Annotated in this window: 19 protein-coding genes; 13 read left to right on the forward strand and 6 right to left on the reverse strand. The window is 65.9% G+C overall.

The features are described from left to right. Positions 1-3 precede the first annotated feature (3 nt). A complete protein-coding gene (locus tag Q0632_RS04540) occupies positions 4-360 on the forward strand; it encodes an FKBP-type peptidyl-prolyl cis-trans isomerase (protein ID WP_298925271.1) in 357 nt (118 codons plus the stop codon). 100 nt (positions 361-460) lie between these two features. On the opposite strand, the gene Q0632_RS04545 is transcribed toward Q0632_RS04540, so the two are convergent. Next, complete coding sequence (locus Q0632_RS04545; RefSeq protein WP_298924815.1) at positions 461-847, reverse strand: RidA family protein; 387 nt, start codon at positions 845-847, stop codon at positions 461-463. Between the two features lie 201 nt (positions 848-1,048). Here Q0632_RS04545 and grpE point away from each other — a divergent pair, with 201 nt between their 5' ends. From grpE to Q0632_RS04580, 7 genes are all read left to right on the forward strand, one after another. Continuing rightward, on the forward strand, positions 1,049-1,615 hold the full coding sequence (gene grpE / locus Q0632_RS04550) for a nucleotide exchange factor GrpE (protein ID WP_298924817.1): 567 nt from the start codon (positions 1,049-1,051) through the stop codon (positions 1,613-1,615). An 82-nt stretch (positions 1,616-1,697) separates the two neighbouring features. Next, positions 1,698-3,644: a molecular chaperone DnaK gene (gene dnaK / locus Q0632_RS04555; protein ID WP_298924819.1), complete on the forward strand. Its 1,947-nt coding sequence runs from the start codon at positions 1,698-1,700 to the stop codon at positions 3,642-3,644. Between the two features lie 107 nt (positions 3,645-3,751). Then, positions 3,752-4,903, forward strand: a complete 1,152-nt coding sequence (gene dnaJ / locus Q0632_RS04560) for a molecular chaperone DnaJ (protein ID WP_298924822.1) — start codon at positions 3,752-3,754, stop codon at positions 4,901-4,903. Positions 4,904-5,005: 102 nt separating this feature from the next. Then, positions 5,006-5,392: a hypothetical protein gene (locus Q0632_RS04565; RefSeq protein ID WP_298924824.1), complete on the forward strand. Its 387-nt coding sequence runs from the start codon at positions 5,006-5,008 to the stop codon at positions 5,390-5,392. Positions 5,393-5,399: 7 nt separating this feature from the next. Further along, the gene (locus Q0632_RS04570) at positions 5,400-5,795 is read left to right on the forward strand and encodes a hypothetical protein (RefSeq protein WP_298924826.1); all 396 of its coding nucleotides are present in this window, start codon (positions 5,400-5,402) and stop codon (positions 5,793-5,795) included. Between the two features lie 165 nt (positions 5,796-5,960). After that, positions 5,961-6,767 carry a Crp/Fnr family transcriptional regulator gene (locus tag Q0632_RS04575; protein WP_298924828.1) on the forward strand — a complete coding sequence of 269 codons (807 nt, stop codon included), beginning with the start codon at positions 5,961-5,963 and terminating at the stop codon, positions 6,765-6,767. Positions 6,768-6,803: 36 nt separating this feature from the next. Next, positions 6,804-7,367: a hypothetical protein gene (locus Q0632_RS04580; protein ID WP_298924830.1), complete on the forward strand. Its 564-nt coding sequence runs from the start codon at positions 6,804-6,806 to the stop codon at positions 7,365-7,367. 17 nt (positions 7,368-7,384) lie between these two features. On the opposite strand, the gene Q0632_RS04585 is transcribed toward Q0632_RS04580, so the two are convergent. After that, positions 7,385-8,470, reverse strand: coding sequence for a PA0069 family radical SAM protein (locus Q0632_RS04585; RefSeq protein ID WP_298924832.1), 1,086 nt, complete (start codon positions 8,468-8,470; stop codon positions 7,385-7,387). A gap of 191 nt (positions 8,471-8,661) precedes the next feature. Here Q0632_RS04585 and Q0632_RS04590 point away from each other — a divergent pair, with 191 nt between their 5' ends. From Q0632_RS04590 to Q0632_RS04610, 5 genes are all read left to right on the forward strand, one after another. Then, positions 8,662-9,873, forward strand: a complete 1,212-nt coding sequence (locus tag Q0632_RS04590) for an adenylate/guanylate cyclase domain-containing protein (protein WP_298924835.1) — start codon at positions 8,662-8,664, stop codon at positions 9,871-9,873. Between the two features lie 4 nt (positions 9,874-9,877). After that, positions 9,878-12,730 carry a PAS domain S-box protein gene (locus Q0632_RS04595; protein ID WP_298924838.1) on the forward strand — a complete coding sequence of 951 codons (2,853 nt, stop codon included), beginning with the start codon at positions 9,878-9,880 and terminating at the stop codon, positions 12,728-12,730. A 69-nt stretch (positions 12,731-12,799) separates the two neighbouring features. Further along, positions 12,800-13,378 carry a GbsR/MarR family transcriptional regulator gene (locus tag Q0632_RS04600; protein ID WP_298924841.1) on the forward strand — a complete coding sequence of 193 codons (579 nt, stop codon included), beginning with the start codon at positions 12,800-12,802 and terminating at the stop codon, positions 13,376-13,378. 1 nt (position 13,379) lies between these two features. Next, on the forward strand, positions 13,380-14,762 hold the full coding sequence (locus tag Q0632_RS04605; RefSeq protein ID WP_298924844.1) for a cytochrome ubiquinol oxidase subunit I: 1,383 nt from the start codon (positions 13,380-13,382) through the stop codon (positions 14,760-14,762). A gap of 11 nt (positions 14,763-14,773) precedes the next feature. Further along, the gene (locus Q0632_RS04610) at positions 14,774-15,802 is read left to right on the forward strand and encodes a cytochrome d ubiquinol oxidase subunit II (protein WP_298924847.1); all 1,029 of its coding nucleotides are present in this window, start codon (positions 14,774-14,776) and stop codon (positions 15,800-15,802) included. Here the strand turns inward: Q0632_RS04610 and Q0632_RS04615 are convergent. The 4 genes from Q0632_RS04615 to Q0632_RS04630 all read right to left on the reverse strand — a co-directional run bounded on the left by Q0632_RS04615 (position 15,796) and on the right by Q0632_RS04630 (position 20,120). Next, entirely contained in the window at positions 15,796-16,260 is a 465-nt protein-coding gene (locus Q0632_RS04615) for a DUF3592 domain-containing protein (protein WP_298924849.1), read from the reverse strand. The genes Q0632_RS04610 and Q0632_RS04615 overlap by 7 nt on opposite strands. 19 nt (positions 16,261-16,279) lie before the next feature. Further along, positions 16,280-17,239 (reverse strand): nitronate monooxygenase family protein, encoded by a 960-nt coding sequence (locus Q0632_RS04620; RefSeq protein WP_298924852.1) that lies wholly within the window; start codon positions 17,237-17,239, stop codon positions 16,280-16,282. Positions 17,240-17,328: 89 nt separating this feature from the next. Continuing rightward, on the reverse strand, positions 17,329-19,119 hold the full coding sequence (locus Q0632_RS04625; protein ID WP_298924855.1) for an acyl-CoA dehydrogenase: 1,791 nt from the start codon (positions 19,117-19,119) through the stop codon (positions 17,329-17,331). A gap of 68 nt (positions 19,120-19,187) precedes the next feature. Beyond that, complete coding sequence (locus tag Q0632_RS04630; protein WP_298924858.1) at positions 19,188-20,120, reverse strand: electron transfer flavoprotein subunit alpha/FixB family protein; 933 nt, start codon at positions 20,118-20,120, stop codon at positions 19,188-19,190.

Below are 20,120 nucleotides of genomic sequence, written 5' to 3' on the forward strand. Positions count from 1 at the left end.
GGAATCCCCATGATCACCACCCCCTCTGGCCTGCAATACGAAGACACCACCGTCGGCGAAGGCGGCGAAGCCCAAAAGGGCCAGCACGTCCACGTGCACTACACCGGCTGGCTCTACAACGACGGCGTGCAAGGCGCCAAGTTCGACTCCAGCCTGGACCGCAACGACCCCTTCGCCTTCTCCCTGGGCGCCGGCATGGTCATCAGGGGCTGGGACGAAGGCGTGGCCGGCATGAAGATCGGCGGCAAGCGCACCCTGGTCATCCCGCCGGAACTGGGCTACGGCGCGCGCGGCGCCGGCGGCGTGATTCCGCCCAACGCCACGCTCAAATTCGACGTCGAACTGCTCGACGCGCATTAAAAGCCCACCCCCGAAGCGGCCTGCGGCCGCCTCCCCCTCAAGGGGGCGCCACCAGCGGCCCGGCAAAGCCGGATCCGCGGTGGCCCTGGAAGGGGACTTGTCAGTCGGTGTTTTTGCGGGCGGTGACCTCGATCTCGATGCGCACCGCCGGGTCGATCAGGCCGGCACTGAACATCGTGGCGGCCGGCCGGACCTCGCCGAAGTACTTGCGCAGCACCGGCCAGCAGGGCTCGAACTCCTTGGGATCGGGCAGGATGTAGTGCACCCGCACCACGTCGCGCAGGCTGGAACCGGCCTGCTGCAGCGCCGCCTCGATGTTGACCAGGCATTGCTCGCACTGCGCCACCACGCCGTCGGCCAGCGCCATGCTGGCGTAGTCAAAGCCGGTGGTGCCCGAGACAAAGACCCAGTCACCGTCGACCACGGCGCGCGAATAGCCGATGTCCCGCTCGAACGACGACCCTGAACTGATCAACTGTCTGGCCATGCCGCTGCCCCCCAAAAAAAGAAGACTGTAGCCCCTCCGAAACTCCTGAATTGATAGCGCCACCCCAAGAAAACACGGGGGTTTGTGCCAGTTTTCATCAATGACAGCCATTTCCGGGCGCCGGCGGGCGATACCCCTGCCTTGAAAAGGGCCACCCGCATCCCCAGATGACGCGCAACGCACTTTTTTTGCAGCCACCATATGTCCGACCAATACCCAAACGATCCCGGCCAGCCCATGGGCTTTGGCGCTGACCCCAGTCCCGAAGAACGCGAGGCCGCCCAGGCCGCCAACCAGGCCGATATCCTGGCCCAGGTCCTGGCCGAAGTGGCCGGCCTGAAAACCAAGAACACCGAACTGTCGGAGCAATACCTGCGGGCCCAGGCCGACATGCAGAACACCCGCCGCCGGGCCGAGGACGAGATCTCGAAGGCGCGCAAGTTCGCCGTCGAGGCCTTTGCCGAGAGCCTGCTGCCGGTGGCCGACAGCCTGGAAGCCGGCCTGGCCATCAAGGACGCCGGGCCGGAGATCATCCGTGAAGGCGCCGCAGCCACGCTGCGCCAGCTCAAGAGCGCGCTGGAGCGCAACAAGGTGATCCAGATCGACCCCAGCCCCGGAACGAAGTTCGACCCGCACCAGCACCAGGCGATTTCCATGGTGCCGGCCGAGCAGGAAGCCAACACCGTGGTGAGCGTTCTGCAAAAGGGCTATTCCATCGCCGACCGGATCCTGCGCCCGGCCCTGGTGACTGTGGCGGCGCCCAAATAGCGCTTGAAACCCCACAAGATATCCACAAGTAACCCACAAGATTATTGAATTGGCCGACAGGCCGCAGCTAAAGGAGAAAAACATGGGAAGAATCATCGGCATCGACCTGGGCACCACCAACTCGTGCGTCGCCATCATGGAGGGCAACACGCCCAAGGTCATCGAAAACAGCGAAGGCGCGCGCACCACGCCGTCCATCGTGGCCTACCAGGAGGACGGTGAAGTCCTCGTCGGCGCTTCCGGCAAGCGCCAGGCCGTCACCAACCCGCGCAACACTCTGTACGCGATCAAGCGCCTGATCGGCCGCAAGTTCGGCGAGAAGGAAGTGCAAAAGGACATCGACCTGATGCCCTACACCATCGCCAAGGCCGACAACGGCGACGCCTGGGTGGAAGTGCGCGGCAAGAAGATGGCGCCCCAGCAGGTCAGCGCCGACATCCTGCGCAAGATGAAGAAGACCGCCGAGGACTACCTGGGCGAAGAAGTCACCGAGGCCGTGATCACGGTGCCGGCGTACTTCAACGACGCCCAGCGCCAGGCCACCAAGGACGCCGGCCGCATCGCCGGCCTGGACGTCAAGCGCATCATCAACGAGCCCACCGCGGCGGCCCTGGCCTTCGGCCTGGACAAGCAGGAAAAGGGCGACCGCAAGATCGCCGTCTATGACCTGGGCGGCGGCACCTTCGACGTCTCCATCATCGAGATCGCCGACGTCGACGGCGAAAAGCAGTTCGAGGTGCTGTCCACCAACGGCGACACCTTCCTGGGCGGCGAGGACTTCGACCAGCGCATCATCGACTTCATCATCGGCGAGTTCAAGAAGGAACAAGGCGTCGACCTGTCCAAGGACGTGCTGGCCCTGCAGCGCCTGAAGGAAGCCGCCGAGAAGGCCAAGATCGAACTGTCGTCGAGCGCGCAGACCGACATCAACCTGCCCTACATCACGGCCGACGCCTCCGGCCCCAAGCACCTGAACATCAAGCTGACCCGCGCCAAGCTGGAAAGCCTGGTCGACGAGCTGATCGAGCGCACCATCGCGCCCTGCCGCATGGCCATCAAGGACGCTGGTGTCAGCGTCGGCGAGATCCACGACGTCATCCTGGTCGGCGGCATGACCCGCATGCCCAAGGTGCAGGACAAGGTCAAGGAGTTCTTCGGCAAGGAGCCGCGCAAGGACGTCAACCCCGATGAGGCCGTGGCCGTCGGCGCGGCGATCCAGGGCCAGGTGCTGGGCGGCGACCGCAAGGACGTGCTGCTGCTGGACGTCACACCCCTGTCCCTGGGCATCGAGACCCTGGGCGGCGTGATGACCAAGATGATCACCAAGAACACGACCATCCCGACCAAGTTCGCGCAGACCTTCTCCACCGCCGATGACAACCAGCCGGCCGTGACCATCAAGGTCTTCCAGGGCGAGCGCGAGATGGCCAGCGGCAACAAGCTGCTGGGCGAGTTCAACCTCGAAGGCATCCCGCCGGCCACGCGCGGCACGCCGCAGATCGAAGTGGCGTTCGACATCGACGCCAACGGCATCCTGCACGTGGGCGCCAAGGACAAGGGCACGGGCAAGGAAAACAAGATCACCATCAAGGCCAATTCGGGCCTGTCCGAAGAAGAGATCCAGAAGATGGTCAAGGACGCCGAGCTCAACGCGGCCGACGACAAGAAGAAGCTCGAGATCGTCCAGGCCAGGAACCAGGGCGAGGCCACGGTGCACAGCGTCAAGAAGAGCCTGGGCGAGTACGGCGACAAGCTCGATGCCGGTGAGAAGGAAAAGATCGAAGCCTCGCTCAAGGAGCTGGAAGAAGCCCTCAAGGGCGAGGACAAGGAAGCCATCGAGGCCAAGACCAACGAGCTGATGACCGCCAGCCAGAAGCTGGGCGAGAAGATGTATGCCGACCAGCAGGCCCAGCAGGCCGCCCAGGCCGCCGCGGGCGGCGCCGCCGGCGCGGAAGCTGCTTCGGCATCCCGGCCCAGCGACGACGACAACGTGGTCGACGCCGAAGTGAAGGAAGTCAAGAAAGGCTGATGGCGGGCGCGCAAGCGCCGCATCGGTTCGCCGCGTTCGACACTCACCCCCGGTGAAGGTCGGCGCGGCGTTGTTGCTGGAAGACCCTGGGTTTTTGACGGAAAAACATGGCTACGAAACGAGACTTTTACGACGTCCTGGGCGTCCCCAAGAACGCCTCCGATGAGGAGATCAAGAAGGCTTATCGCAAGATGGCGATGAAGCACCACCCTGACCGGAACCAGGGTGACGCGGACAAGGGCGCGGAGGCCAAGTTCAAGGAGGCCAAGGAGGCCTACGAAATGCTGTCGGACGCCGCCAAGCGCGCGGCCTACGACCAGTACGGCCACGCCGGTGTGGACCCGAACATGCGCGGCGGCGCCGGGGGACCGGGCGCGGAGGGCTTCGGCGGTTTCGCGGAGGCCTTCGGCGACATCTTCGGCGATGTTTTCGGCGGGCGCGGCGGACGCGGCCAGGGGGGCGGGCGCCAGGTCTTTCGCGGCAGCGACCTGTCCTACGCCATGGAAGTCACCCTCGAGGAGGCGGCCGCCGGCAAGGAGGCACAGATCCGCATCCCCAGCTGGGACGGATGCGAGACCTGCCACGGCAGCGGCGCCAAGCCCGGCACCCAGGCCAAGACCTGCACCGGTTGCAATGGCGCCGGCGTGGTGCAGATGCGCCAGGGCTTCTTCAGCGTGCAGCAGACCTGCCCGACCTGCCGCGGCACCGGCAAGATCATTCCCGAGCCCTGCACCGTCTGCCAAGGCCAGGGCAAGGTCAAGAAGCAAAAAACGCTGGAAGTGAAGATCCCGGTGGGCATCGACGACGGCATGCGCATCCGCAGCGCCGGCAACGGCGAGCCGGGCACCAACGGCGGACCGCCGGGCGACCTCTACATCGAGATCCGCCTGAAAAAGCACGACATCTTCGAACGCGACGGCGACGACCTGCACTGCGTGGTGCCCATCAGCTTCACCCGCGCGGCCCTGGGCGGCGAGATCGAGGTGCCCACCCTGGCAGGCAAGGCGGCGATCGACATCCCCGAAGGCACCCAGGCGGGCAAGCAGTTCCGGCTGCGCGGCAAGGGCGTCAAGGGCGTGCGCTCGAGCTACCCCGGCGACCTGTATTGCCACGTCAGTGTGGAAACCCCGGTCAAGCTGTCGGAGCACCAGCGCAAGCTGTTGCGGGAACTGGACGATTCGCTGCGCAAGGGCGGCGCCAAGCACTCCCCCGGCGAAAACAGCTGGTCCGACAAGCTGCGCGGCCTTTTCGGAGGCTGATCCGGCGTTTTTGGGGCGCTTTGTTCCGCTGCGAACAAAAGCACACACCCAAGCACGGCTTCTGAGAGATTCTCGTGACCAGCCGAAACACGGGGGTTACATATGCAGAGTTTCAGACAGATTGAGCTGTGCGGCTATGCCCCAGGCGATCTGGAGCTGGCCGAAGCCGAGATCTGTCAGATGCGCTCGCCGCTGGCAGACTGGCAGGTCTGGAACGCCACGCTGGCGGATAGCGACGTCCTGCCGGACGTTTCGGTCATCGACACCCGCGGCAAAAACTGGTCGGCCGTGTTCCGCCTGGTCAACGAGGCCCACGGCAGCCGCATCGTGCTGCTGGGCAATGATGCTCCCCGCATCGGCCTGCAGGTGGTGCCCACCGCCAGCCGGCTGGAAGAAGCCATTGACGAAGCCCTGCATGACAGCGGTTTCGGCATCGAACGCGCCCCCGACACGCTGCCAGCCCCGCTGGCGGAGTGCCGTGCGCTCTAGGCCGGCCATGCCAGCGGCCGACTGCAACCTCCTGCTGGTGGAGTTCTCGCAAGCCAGCGCGATGTCATTTTCATGGCTGGAAATGAACATGCCCAACCTGCATGCGGAGAAGGCATCGCTCACCCGGGCCATCTCGCAGGCCGACGCGCATGCCTACGAGATGATCTTCATCGACATCCCGACCGATGCCACGCAGATCGAGTGGTACCTGATCGGCGACCTGGTGCGCCGGCAACGCTCGCGCGATCCCATGCCGGTGATGGTGCCGGTGGTGCCTTCAGGCACCGTGCTCAAAAGCATGCGCTCCACGCTCTCCCAGGTGTCCCCGGTCTACCTGACGCATCCGATTGACCTGCAGGATCTGCTGCAGGTGGTCCAGGCCTTTGCCCATCAGCCGGCCTGATGCCCGCACGCCGTGGGAGAAACAGGCCAATGGCATTTTTTTACAACGCGCTTGCCTATAGATACTCTTTTAAACAAAGTCTGACGTGCGCATACTCGAGTTTGTCGGCGCCTTGCCGGCGAAATAGCACGTAACCGGTTGCGGGCTCACTTCGGCGGAACTACGGTGTCGGACTATGCAGCACAAATCCTGGTCAAGTTGGGCTTGACCGAGCCATCGGCCCGCGGCATTGCACCGAAGTTGGTCATCGCCTCCTACGACGTCGGCCAGCCGGTGTGGTTGCAAAACCAGATGCTCGGCGCATGGTGCTTCATCATGACCGGCATCGTCGTCGGCACCTCGCCGCGACTGGGCGGCCAGCGCCTGCCCATGACGCTGCACGGCCCCCAATCCTGGTTCGGCGAGGTCTGCCTTCTCAATGACGAACCCACCGTGCTGGACTACGTCTGTGCCACCGATGTGCAGCTGATCCGCATGCCGGCGGAGACCTTCCGGCAGTTGGTGGCGACCGAGCCGGCACTGGGTGCCCAGGTCCTGCGCATGACAGCCCGGCACGCGCAGTTGCAGATGGACCTGATCATTTCGCTCAAGATCGACTCACCCACAGTGCGCACTGTGCTGGGACTGGCACAGATCGCCGAGGCACTGTCTGCCTCTTGGGATGGCAAGGACGTCCTGGCCGTGCCGATCAAGCAGTCGCTGATCGCCGCGATGTGCGGCGTGTCGCGCACCCTGCTGTCCCACTACCTGCAGGTCCTGCAACTGGCTGGCTGGGTCCGCGTCCATTACAGCCGGCTGGAAATGGTTGCCCCACGCGCATGGGTTCGCATGGCGTACACCATGCACCGCCACCGCCTGTTCGAGCGGCAGGTGAGCATCGAGGAAATGGTCAAGGAGCTGGAACTGGCCCAGAGCGAGCAGGCTGCATCCAGCGTGGACGGCCGGCTTGCTGCAGCGGCGCCACACCCCTAGTTGTCTGCGCGGCCAAAAAAGCGAGAATGCCAGCCGATGACGCTCAAATTGTTCAGATCGACGGGGTACTCGTCCATTCTGGTGCCGGGCGAGACCCGCGTTGCCATGCACCCGGGCTGGCTGGTGATGGCCATCAGCCTGTGGGTGGGCCTGGCCTGCAACGTAGTTCTGTGGCGTGCGCTGGCGTCGGGTAGCGCCGCCGCCACCGGCCGGGCGCTGATCCTGGCCCTGCTGCTGGCGGCCATGGTGGGCATCCTGCTGAGCCTGCTGGGCTGGCGCCGCACACTCAAATCCTGCGCAAGCCTGCTGGTGCTGTTGGCTGCCGTCGCTGCCTGCGCCTGGTGGCTGCAACCGCCGCCGGCTGACGGTGGGCTCTGGGACAGGGGCAGTCCGGTGCTTCCGGCAGGGGCCAGCCTGGTGCGCTGGCAGCTGCTGGCCCTGCTGGCAGCGCTGGCGCTACCTCCCATGCTCTGGCTGCGCCTGGTGCAGGTGCGGCGCTTGCCCGGCTCCCAACAGCTCGGCTTCAATGCCAGCGGCGCTGTCATTGGCTGCGTGGTGCTGGCCGCCAGCGGCTACCTGCTGGCACGTATTCTGGCCTGAATGCCTGCGGCCGGCGCCTAGAACAGGCTGGCCTGCCCCGGCGGCCCCGGCCGGCGGAAGGCGCCGCCATCGAGCTCCACCCGCACGCGGTTGAATCCCAGGCGCTGGGCCGTCTTGCGAAAGCGCTGCGCGATCAGGTCGGCCCAGGGGCCACTGCCCTTCATCCGCGTGGCGAAATCGGCGTCGTAGTCCTTGCCGCCGCGCATGTCGTGGATGCGCGCCATGATGCGCTCGGCGCGCTGCGGATAGTGCAGCGCCAGCCACTGGCGAAACAGGGGGCTGACCTCCCAGGGCAGGCGCAGCACATGGTAGAAGGCGCTGCGCGCGCCGGCATCCCAGGACGCCTGCATGACCTGCTCCATATCTTCTGTCAAAAAGGGGATTTGGGGCGCCAGGCTGACCCCGCAGGGAACACCGTGTTCGGCCAGCGTGCGCAGGATGCGCAAGCGGCGTTGTGGCGCCGCGGCCCGCGGCTCGAGCTTGCGCGTGAGCTCGCTGTCCAGGGTGGTGATGGTGACGTAGACCGCCACGAGCTTTTTCTGCGCCATCGGCGCGAGCAGGTCGAGGTCGCGCTCGACCCCGCTGGACTTGGTCACCAGCGAAAAGGCATGGCCGGTCTCGTGCATCAACTCGATCACCGAACGGGTCAGGCGCAGCTCCCGCTCGACCGGCTGGTAGCAGTCGGTGGCCGTGCCGATGGCCAGAGGGCGCGGCTGGTAGCCCTTGCGTGACAGCTCGGCGCGCAGCAGCGCCGCGATATTGCGCTTGGCGACGATCCTGGTCTCGAAGTCCAGGCCGGGCGACATGTTCAGGTAACTGTGGGTGGGCCGCGCATAGCAATAGATGCATCCGTGCTCGCAGCCCCGGTAGGGGTTGATGGAGCGCTCGAAATACACGTCTGGCGAATCGTTGGCCGTGATGATGCTGCGCGCGTCCTCCCAGATCACCTCGGTTCGCGGCGCAGCCTGCTCGCCCTGCTCTTGGTCCAGCGTGGTCCAGCCGTCGTCGAAGACCTGGCGAGCGTCGCGCTCGAAACGGTGCGCCATGCGGCTGGCTGCACCGCGCCCCTTGATGGCATCGAGCGGCACGCTGACTTCAGCCATCGCGCGCCTTCATGCATGAACTGTTCATTTATACAGTATGCGTCATACAACCACGCCACGCAAGGGGTTGCCAAAACTTGAGGGATTTTTCAGGCGTCACCATCAGTGATTTGCCTAGCGGCCCGAAGCAATCCCCGTAAGCGCGCGCAGGGACGCAATGGTCTGATGCAAGTCCCAGAAAGGACATAGCGATGGACAAGGCCAAGGCAGCCGACGGCAAGGCCCGGATTCTCGTGGTCGATGACACGCCGGACAATCTCTATTTGATGCAAGCCCTGCTCGAGGACGCATACGCGGTTTCGACCGCGTCCAGCGGCGCGCAGGCGCTGGAGATCGCCCGTTCGGAAAGCCCGCCCGAGCTGATCCTGCTGGACATCATGATGCCGGAGATGGACGGCTATGAGGTGCTGCGCCAGCTGGGCCAGGACATCGCCACCGCCTCCATCCCCGTGATCTTCCTGACCGCTCTGAGCAGCATCGAGCAGGAGCAGTACGGCCTGGACCTGGGCGCGGTCGACTACATCACCAAGCCGATCAGCCCACCGCTGGTGTTGGCGCGGGTGCACAGCCACCTGGAACGCAGCGCCAATGCGCGGCGCCTGCAAACCCTGTCGGAGCAGCTCGGTCGTTACCTGGCGCCCCAGGTCTACCAGTCGCTCTTCGACGGCTCGCGCGAGGCGCAGATCCAGACCCAGCGCAAGCAGCTGACGGTGTTCTTCTCGGACATCAAGGACTTCACCGCCGCCACCGCCCGATGGCAGCCGCAGGACATCACCTACCTGCTCAACAGCTACTTCTCGGAGATGTCCAAGATCGCCCACGAGTACGGCGGGACCCTGGACAAGTTCATCGGCGACGCCGTGGTGATCTTCTTCGGCGACCCGCACAGCCGCGGCATCAAGGAAGACGCCCTGCAGTGCGTGAAGATGGCGCTGGCCATGCAGCGGCGCATGGGCGAGCTGCAGCAGCAGTGGCGCGAGCTGGGCGCCGACAAAAGCTTCCAGATCCGCTGCGGCATCAACACCGGCTACTGCGACGTCGGCAACTTCGGCAGCAACCTGCGGATGGACTACACCATCATCGGCCCCGAGGTGAACCTGGCGGCACGGCTGGAACAGGCCGCAGCCCCCGGCGGCATCCTCATTTCCAGCGCAACGCATGAACTGGTCGGCGATGAAATCGCCGCCGATCCCCGCGCGCCCCTGGCTGCCAAGGGCTTTGCCAATCCCATCCACGCGTTCGCCGTGCGCTGCGAGGCCGGCGATGGCGCGGCCCCGGCCCGCAAGGTCTTCCGCTGGGAGCGGCTGGGCATGCGCGTGCTGATCGACCTGGACCAGATGCCGCAGGCTGAAGCGACAGCCACGGCGAGCGAACCCCGCGAGATGGCCGAGCGCCTGCACTGAGTCCATGAACCAGGAGCTGGACCTGGACCTCAGCGCCGCCGGCGACGCAGGCGACGCCGGGCGCAGCTTCGCCGACGGCGACACCTGCGAAACCAGCGCGCTGAAGCTGGAGTTGGCGCAGGTGCGCAGCGAGCTGGACGCGCAGAGGCTGGCGCTCGCGCGCACGAGTTCGTCGCTGTCGCTGCTGCGCGCCACGCTGGACTCCACCAACGACGGGGTTGTCGCGGTCCATTTCGCCAACGGCAGACTGCATTGCAATGCAGCTTTTTCCTGCATGTGGGGGATTCCCGACGACATGCTGGGCTGTCTGGAAGAAAACCAGATGCTGGCCCTGCAAGCGGTGCAGGTGAAGAATCCCGACGAGCTGCTCGCCGCCAACAGCGCGCTCGACCGGGATGCAGAGGACTTCAGCATCGTCGAACTCAAGGATGGCCGCGTCTTCGAGCGCAGCGTGAAGCCACAGCTCGTCGGCGGCCGCAGCGTGGGCCGGGTCATCAACTACCGCGACGTGACGCAGCGGGTGGACTTCGAGCACAAGCTGATGTTCAACCACATCGTGGTCGAAAGCTCCGGTCCCATGCTCTGGGCCGACCGCGACAGCGGGCTGGTGATTTATGCCAACCGAGCTGCCTGCGACCACCTGGGCTACCGCGCCAGTGACATCGCCGGCCGCTCGGTGCTCGACATCGATGCTGACTACTCGCCCGCCGCCCTCAAGCCCTTCGAGGACGAACTCAAGCGCACCGGCCGGCCAGCCAGCTTCAGCACCCGTTTCATCTGCAAGAACGGCGAGATCCGCCATGTCGACGGCACGGCCTTCCTGGTCGAGCACGACGACAAGTCGGTCTACATCGTCAGCTACAAGGACACGACCCTGCAGAAAAAGGCGGCGCAGGAAAAACGCCGCCAGCAGGCCCTGCTCACGGCACTGATCAACTCGATTCCCGACCCGGTGGGGTTCAAGAGCACCGAGGGCCACTACCTGGGCGGCAATGGCGCATTTGCCGAGATGACCGGCCGCTCGCCGGCCGACATCATGGGCAAGACCTCCCACGAGATTTTCCCGCCGGCCATCGCCCGCCACCTGTCGGGCCGCGACGCCAAGGTGGCGCGGTCCAAGCAGGCCCGCCGCTTCGAGGACCCCTACCGCTACCCCGACGGCCGCGAAGCCCTGTTCGAGACCCTGGTCTCGCCGATGTTCGACGGCGAGGGCCATCTGCTGGGCACGGTGGCGATCGGCCGCAACATCACCGAGCGCAAGCGCAACGAGGAAGACATCCGGCGCGCCAAGGAGATGGCCGAGGAAGCGACCCGGATGAAGTCGGACTTCCTGGCCAACATGAGCCATGAAATCCGCACGCCGATGAACGCCATCATCGGCATGACGCACCTGGCGCTCAAGACCGATCTCAACCCGCGCCAGCGCGACTACATCGGCAAGGTGCAATCGTCCAGCCAGCACCTGCTGGGCATCATCAACGACATCCTGGACTTCTCCAAGGTCGAGGCCGGCAAGCTGGGCATCGAGCAGGCCGAATTCAGCCTGCAGACGCTGCTGGACAACGTCGCCGGTCTGGTCACCGACAAGTGCGCCGCCAAGGGCATCGATCTGCTGTTCGATATCGGCGGCGACGTGCCACTGCACCTGGTGGGCGACTCGCTGCGGGTGGGCCAGATCCTCATCAACTACGTCAACAACGCCGTCAAGTACACCGAAGCAGGCCAGATCGTGGTCGCGGTGCGCACCCGGGAGCGTGACGACGGTCAGGTGCTGCTGCATTTTCGCGTCACTGACAGCGGCATCGGCCTGACCAGCGAGCAGATGGGCGGCCTCTTCCAGAGCTTCCAGCAGGCCGACTCCTCGACCACCCGCAAGTACGGCGGCACCGGTCTGGGTCTGGCGATCTCGCGCAAGCTGGCCCAGCTCATGGGCGGTGACGTTGGCGTCGAGAGCCGCTTCGGCGAGGGCAGCAGCTTCTGGTTCACGGTGCGCGCCGGCATCAGCCGCAATGCCGGCATCAGCCGGCTGCCGGCGCCGCTGGCGACGGAACTGGCGGCGGTGCGCGGCGCGCGCATCCTGCTAGTGGAGGACAACGACATCAACCAGCGCGTGGCCATGGAAATCCTGGAAGAAGCGGGCTTCGTGGTCGCCTGCGCCGGCAACGGCAGCGAAGCCCTGGAGATGGTGGCCGCATCGCGCTACGACCTGGTACTGATGGACATGCAGATGCCGGTGATGGACGGCCTGACAGCCACCATCGCGCTGCGCAAGCTCCACGCGCACGCCAACCTGCCGGTGGTCGCCATGACCGCCAACGTGATGCAGCGCGACCGCGACCGCTGCCTGAACGCCGGCATGAACGATTTCATCACCAAGCCGATCGACCCCGACCAGCTGTGCAAGACGCTGCTCCAGTGGCTCAAGCCGATGACGTCCGCCGCAGCCACGCCGGCGCCGGCGTTACCTGCTGCACCCGCAGTCACGGCAGCCGGCCTGCAGGCGGTGCCCGGCCTGGACATGGCCACCGGCCTGCGCCGCATGATGGGCAAGATGCCGCTGTACCTGGCGATGCTGCGCCTGTACGTCAACGGCCAGCGCGGCTGCGCCGCCCAGGTGCGCGCGGCGCTGGACACAGGCGACTGGGCCACGGCCGAGCGCCTGGCCCACACCAATGCGGGCGTGTCCGGCAACATCGGCGCGACGGCGCTGACCAGCCTGGCCACGGCGCTGGAGGCGGCGATCCGGGCGCAGCAGCCACGCGCCAACATCGACGGCCATCTGGAACGCTTCGGCCAGGCCTTGGCGTCCCTGGTGGACGCGCTGGAAGCCGCCTTGCCCGAGGCCCAGCCGGCCTGAAAACCCTGTTGCCATTGCTGAGTTTTCAGTCATTACTGAAAATTCAAGAAGTTCAGGCAGAATGCGGCCATGTCGCTGCAAGACCGCCTGCCTCCCCTGAGCCGTGAGTTCGTCGCCCACTTCGGTGAGATGGGCAGCCGCTGGGGCATCAACCGCACCGTCGGCCAGATCTATGCCCTGATCTTCATCTCGCAGCGCGCGCTCAACGCCGACGAGATCGCCGAGACCCTGGAATTTTCCCGCTCCAACGTGAGCATGGGCCTGAAGGAGCTGCAGTCCTGGCGCCTGGTGCGCCTGAAGCACCAGCCGGGCGACCGGCGCGAGTACTTCGAGGCGCCGGCCGATGTCTGGGAGATCTTCCGGGTGCTGGCCGAGGAGCGGCGCCGCCGCGAGATCGAGCCCACCCTGTCGATGCTGCGCATGGCCCTGCTCGAAGAGCCTGCCAGCGAGGCCGACCGCCACGCGCAGCAGCGCATGCGCCAGATGCACGAGTTGATCGACCGCCTGATGACCTGGTTCGACGATGTGCAAAAGCTCGCGCCCGAAACCGCGATGCAACTCATGGGCATGGGCGCCACCGTGACCCGAGTGCTGGAGTTCAAGGACAGGATGACCGGCAAGTCCCCCGCCAAACCCAAGGGAGGCTGACATGGACGCATTGCTGCTATCGCGCATCCAGTTCGCGGCGAACATCAGCTTTCACATCCTGTTCCCCAGCATCAACATCGCCCTGTGCTGGTTCCTGGTGTACTTCCGCCTGCGCAACCGCGCGGCCCAGGGCACGCCGCAGGCCCAGGCCTGGGAAGAGGCCTACTACCTGTGGACCAAGATCTTTGCCCTGAGCTTCGCGCTGGGCATCGTCACTGGCGTGACCATGAGCTTCCAGTTCGGCACCAACTGGCCGGGCTACATGGAAAAGGCCGGCAACATCGCCGGCCCGCTGCTGGGCTATGAGGTGCTCACGGCCTTCTTCCTGGAGGCCAGCTTCCTGGGCATCATGCTGTACGGTCGCGACCGCGTCTCCGACCGTGTCCACATGGCGGCCACGCTGGCAGTGGCCATCGGCACCACGCTGTCGGCCTTCTGGATCCTCAGCCTCAACTCCTGGATGCAGACGCCCGCCGGCTACACCATCATCGACGGCAAATTCCATGCGGCGAACTGGTTCGACATCGTCTTCAATCCCTCGTTTCCCTACCGCCTGGTGCACAAGCTGCTGGCGTCCACGCTGACTGCGGCCTTCCTGATCGCCGGCCTGTCGGCCTGGCAGCTGCTGCGCCGCAGCGCCAATGCGGGCACGCACCGCGCGTTGCGCACGGCCGTCATCGCCGCGGCCATCGCCATCCCGCTGCAGATCGTCGCCGGCGACTTCCATGGGCTGAACACGCTGCAACACCAGCCGGCCAAGATCGCCGCCATCGAAGGCATCTGGCACACCGAGAAAGGCGCGCCCCTGACCTTGTTCGGCTGGCCCAACGAGAAAGAAGGCCGCACCGACTACGCCGTGCAGGTGCCCAAGCTGGCCAGCCTGGTCCTGGCGCACGACTGGGACGCCGAACTCAAGGGCCTGAACGAATTTCCCAACGCCCATCCGCCGGTGGCGCCGGTGTTCTGGAGCTTTCGCGTGATGGTCGGCATGGGCATGCTGATGCTGGCCCTGTCCTGGTGGAGCGTCTGGACGCTGTGGCGGCACCGGCGCGACGCCGCGCAGACACCCTTGTCACCCTGGCAATTGCGCCTGCTGGCGGCCATGACCTTCTCGGGCTGGGTCGCCACCCTGGCCGGCTGGTGCGTCACCGAGATCGGCCGCCAGCCCTTCCTGGTCTACGGCCTGCTGCGCACTGCGGACCTGGTGGCCGACCATCCGCCGCAGATGGTGCTGGGCACGCTGATCGCCTACCTGGTGGTCTATGCCTTCCTGCTGGCGGCCTACATCCTGGTGCTGATGTACATGGCCCAGCACCCGGCCATGCCGACACCGGAGACGCCGCTCAGTCCCAAGGCCGCCACACCCATCGGCGGGCCCGCCTGAAGGAGACCGCCATGCATCCCGAACTCACCTGGCCCACCATCTTGCCGCTGATCTTCATGGCGGTGATGGGCCTGTCGCTGCTGGCCTACGTCATCCTGGACGGCTACGACCTGGGCGTGGGCATCCTGCTGCCCTTTGCCAGCGACGACGAGAAGGACCTAATGGTCGCCAGCATCGGCCCCTTCTGGGACGCCAACGAGACCTGGCTGGTGCTGGGCATCGGCGTGTTGCTGGTGGCCTTCCCGATGGCGCACGGCATCGTGCTGTCTGCCCTGTACCTGCCGGTGGCACTGATGCTGATCGGCCTGATCCTGCGCGGCGTGTCCTTCGACTTCCGCGTCAAGGCGCGGGCCGCCCGCAAGGGCCTGTGGAACAAGCTGTTCTCGCTGGGCTCGCTGCTGGCGGCGATGGCCCAGGGCTGGATGCTGGGCAGCTACCTCACGGGCTTCGACCACCATGGCTGGTCGCTGCTGTTTGCCGCCGGCATCGCGCTGACCCTGCCCACGGCCTACGCCATGCTGGGCGCCGGCTGGCTGATCATGAAGACCGGCGGCGCACTGCAGGCCAAGGCTGTGGGCTGGGCCCGCGCCGTGCTCTGGCCCATGGGCCTGGCACTGGTAGGCATCTCGCTGGCCACGCCCATGGTGAGCAGCACGGTGTTCGACAAGTGGTTCAGCATGCCGCAGATCATCGGCCTGCTGCCCATCCCGCTGGCCTGTGCGGCGGCCTTCTATGCCGCCTTCCATGTACTGGGCAAGCCCAGGGCGGTGGCAGCCGGCTACGGCTGGGTGGTCTTTGCCAGCACGGTGCTGATCTTCATGATGGCCTTCCTGGGCCTGGCCTACAGCATCTACCCCTACATCGTGATTGAGCGCCTGACCGTCTGGCAGGCGGCCAGCGCCCACGAGTCGCTGGTGGTGATCTTCGTCGGCGTGGCCATCACCTTGCCGGCCATCATCGCCTACACCGTCTTCCTGTACCGGGTGTTCTGGGGCCGCGCCGGCATCCTGAGCTACATGCCGGCCAGCAAGGACTACTGACTGCGGCGGTACTGAAACCACGCGGCAGCGCACAGTGCCACTGCCAGCACCCACAGCGCGCCCAACTGCATCAGCGTGAGCCGGCTGGTTTGCGCATCCGGCGCGCTGGCGCGCGACACCTCCGGCGTCGCCGGGAGATAGGCCACGTCGACAGACGCGCCGACGGGCAAGCGCTCCGGCGTGGCGCCCTCGCCCTCCAGGCTGGCCTCGTAAGGCCGGCCGTGCACATGGAACACCACCGTGGCAGCTGACCTGTGCAGGTACGCGCCTTCATCGGGCCGGTGGGCCGTTACCCTGCCCTTGGTGACTTGGCCGTCCGCATCGAGCGAGGCATCCTCCTGCATGTCCTGCAGGGCGATGGGCGTCTGCAGGACGGCAAGGGCCACGCAGGCGGCGGCGGCCAGCGCGGTCACCCAAGCGGTCACCGCATCGATGGGGCTGCGGGATCGGGACTGCATGGGACGCCCCGGCCGAAGGCTACTGCAGCCGCGCCTTCGCTTCCTTGTACTCGCGCTTGAGCTTGTCCACATAGGCTGCGGCGCTGGTGACTTCGGTCACCGCGCCAATGCCCTGACCGCAGCCCCAGATGTCCTTCCAGGCCTTGCTCTTGCTGCCTTCGCCGCTGGCGAAGTTCATGGTCTTGACATCGCCTTCGGGCAGATTGTCCGGGTCCATGCCGGCGGCGATGATGCTGGGCTTGAGGTAGTTGCCGTGCACGCCGGTGAACAGGCTGGAGTAGACGATGTCGTCCGAGTTGCCCTCGACGATGGCCTGCTTGTAGGCGTCCGAGGCACGCGCCTCCTCTGTGGCGATGAAGGCCGAGCCGATGTAGGCGAAGTCGGCGCCCATGGCCTGGGCCGCCAGCACCTGGCCGCCGGCGGAGATAGCGCCCGACAGGGCCAGCGGGCCGTCGAACCACTGGCGGATTTCCTGGATCAGTGCGAACGGGCTTTTCACGCCCGCGTGGCCGCCGGCGCCGGCCGCCACCGCGATCAGGCCGTCTGCGCCCTTCTCGATCGCCTTCTTCGCGAAGAAGTTGTTGATGATGTCGTGCAGCACCACGCCGCCGTAGCTGTGGATGGCTTCATTGACATCGGTGCGCGCGCCCAGCGAGGTGATGATCACCGGCACCTTGTACTTCACGACCATCTCCATGTCGTGTTCCAGGCGCTCGTTGCTCTTGTGCACGATCTGGTTGATGGCAAAGGGCGCGGCCGGCTTGTCCGGATTGGCCTTGTTGTAGGCCGCCAGCGTCTCGGTGATCTCGTGCAGCCACTCGTCCAGCTGCGACGCGGGCCGCGCGTTCAATGCCGGCATGGCACCCACGACGCCGGCCTTGCACTGCGCGATCACCAGCTTGGGGTTGCTGATGATGAACAGCGGCGAGCCGATGATGGGCAGCGGCAGGTTCTGCAGCGTCTGGGGCAGCTTGGACATGGTGAAGAGGCCTTTTCTTGCGTTTGAAGAGCTGAATCCGGCTGTAGCCCCCGGCCAATCTGCCTAGGGCGCTATCGAAAAAGGAGCGATCAGAAGGCGTCGAGGGCCAGGGCGGTGACGCTGTCCGCGCCCTCGACGATGCTGTCGCGCAGGCCCGGCGCCTTGGCCAGGATGTGCTCGGCATAGAAGCGCGCGGTGGCGATCTTGGCCTGCATGAAGGCCAGGTCTTCGCCCTTGGCCTGCAGTTCCTGCGCCACCAGCAGCGAGCGCGCCAGCTGCCAGCCCGCCATCAGGTTGCCCGCCAGCATCAGGTAGGGAACGGAACCCGCAAACACCGCATTGGGCGAAGCCTTGGTATTGCCGGCGACGAAGTCCACCACCTCGACAAAGGCCTTGCGCGCAGCGCTCAGGCGCTTGAGCACGGCTTGCGCGGCAGGCGTTGCGGACTGGGCCAGTGCGGCCTCGGTCTTCTCGATCTGCGCTGCAATCGCCTTGGCGGTCTGGCCGCCGTCGCGCGCCGTCTTGCGGCCCACCAGGTCGTTGGCCTGGATGGCCGTTGTGCCTTCGTAGATGGTCAGGATCTTGGCGTCGCGGTAGTGCTGGGCGGCGCCGGTCTCCTCGATGAAGCCCATGCCGCCGTGCACCTGCACGCCCAGCGAAGTCACCTCCAGGCTCTGCTCGGTGCTGTAGCCCTTGACCAGGGGCACCATGAACTCGTAGAAGGCCTGGTTCTGCTTGCGCACGTCCGCATCGGGATGGTGGTGCGCCGCGTCGTAGGCGGCGGCCGCCACGCTGGCCATGGCGCGGCAGCCTTCGGTGGAAGCGCGCATCGTCATCAGCATGCGCTTGACGTCGGGGTGGTGGATGATGGGTGCGCTGGCATTGATGCTGCCATCCACCGGGCGCGACTGCACGCGGTCCTTGGCGTAGGCCACGGCCTGCTGGTAGGCGCGCTCGGCCACCGCGATGCCCTGCACGCCGACGGCGTAGCGGGCGGCGTTCATCATGATGAACATGTATTCGAGGCCGCGGTTCTCCTGGCCCACGAGATAACCCACAGCCCCACCGTTGTCGCCAAATTGGAGAACAGCGGTCGGCGAGGCCTTGATGCCCAGCTTGTGCTCGATGCTCACGCAATGGGCGTCGTTGCGCGCGCCCAGCGAGCCGTCCTTGTTGACCATGAACTTTGGCACGACAAACAGGCTGATGCCCTTGACACCTTCGGGCGCGCCCACCACGCGGGCCAGCACCAGGTGGACGATGTTGTCCGCCATGTCGTGCTCGCCGTAGGTGATGAAGATCTTGGTGCCGAAGACCTTGTAGCTGCCGTCGGCCTGCGGCTCGGCGCGGGTGCGCACCAGGGCCAGGTCGGAGCCGGCCTGCGGCTCGGTCAGGTTCATGGTGCCGGTCCATTGGCCGCTGACCAGTTTCTCCAGGTAGGTCGCCTTCAGGTCATCCGATCCGGCCGTCAGCAGCGCCTCGATGGCGCCGTCGGTCAGCAGCGGGCACAGGGCGAAACTCAGGTTGGCCGAATTGAGCATCTCGCCGCAGGCCGCGCCTATGGTCTTGGGCAGGCCCTGGCCGCCGAAGTCCAGCGGATGCTGCAGGCCTTGCCAGCCGCCTTCGGCATACTGCTTGAAGGCCTGCTTGAAGCCCGGCGTGGTCGTGACCTTGCCGTCTTTCCAGCTGGAGGGGTTGCGGTCGCCTTCCACGTTGAGCGGCGCGACCACGCCCTCGTTGAACTTGGCGCACTCCTCGAGCACCGCCTGCGCCGTCTCGAAGCCGGCTTCTTCGAAGCCCGGGATTTTTGCGATCTCGTCGATGGCCGCCAGGTGGCGGATGTCGAACAGCATGTCCTTGACGGGGGCGATGTATGTCATTTTGTCTCCTACAACCACAAGTACAAGGCATCGCTTGCGATGCCTTGTTTTCCTCTGGAGCGTAGCGGTTACAGTGCAGCGATCAGCTCGGGGATTGCCGTGAACAGGTCGGCTTCCAGGCCGTAGTCGGCGACCGAGAAGATCGGTGCTTCGGGGTCCTTGTTGATCGCCACGATCACCTTGGAGTCCTTCATGCCGGCCAGGTGCTGGATCGCGCCGGAGATGCCGGCGGCGATGTACAGCTGGGGCGCAACGATTTTGCCGGTCTGGCCGACCTGCAGGTCGTTGGGCGCGTAGCCAGCGTCCACCGCGGCGCGCGAGGCGCCGATGGCGGCACCCAGCTTGTCGGCCAGCGGCGTCATCACTTCGGTGAACTTCTCGCTCGAGCCCAGGGCACGGCCACCGGACACGATGATCTTGGCTGCCGTCAGCTCGGGCCTGTCGTTAGCGGCGATCTCGCTGCCTTCGAAGTGGCTCTTGCCGCTGTCGGCCACGGCGCTGGCAGCTTCCACTGCGGCGCTGCCACCGGTGGCAGCTGCCGGGTCGAAACCGGTGGTGCGCACGGTGATGACCTTGGTGGCATCGGCGCTCTGCACGGTGGCGATCGCGTTGCCGGCGTAGATCGGGCGCTCGAAGGTGTCAGGGCTATCGACCTTGGTGATGTCCGAGATCTGCGCCACGTCCAGCTTCGCAGCCACGCGCGGGGCGATGTTCTTGCCTGCGGCGGTGGCCGGGAACAGGATGTGGCTGTAGCCTGCGGCGATCGCCAGAACCTGGGCGGCAACGTTCTCGGCCAGGCCGTGGTTGAACTGCTCGCCTTCGGCGTGGATGACCTTGGCAACGCCGGCGATCTGGGCCGCGGCCTTGGCTGCTTCGCCGGCGTTGGCGCCGGCCACCAGCACGTGGACGTCGCCACCGCATTGCAATGCAGCCGTGACGGTGTTCAAGGTTGCGCCCTTGATGGAGGCGTTGTCGTGTTCAGCAATAACAAGTGCGGTCAT

It is taken from the genome of uncultured Ramlibacter sp. (genome assembly GCF_936925435.1).
Lineage (GTDB): Bacteria > Pseudomonadota > Gammaproteobacteria > Burkholderiales > Burkholderiaceae_C > Ramlibacter.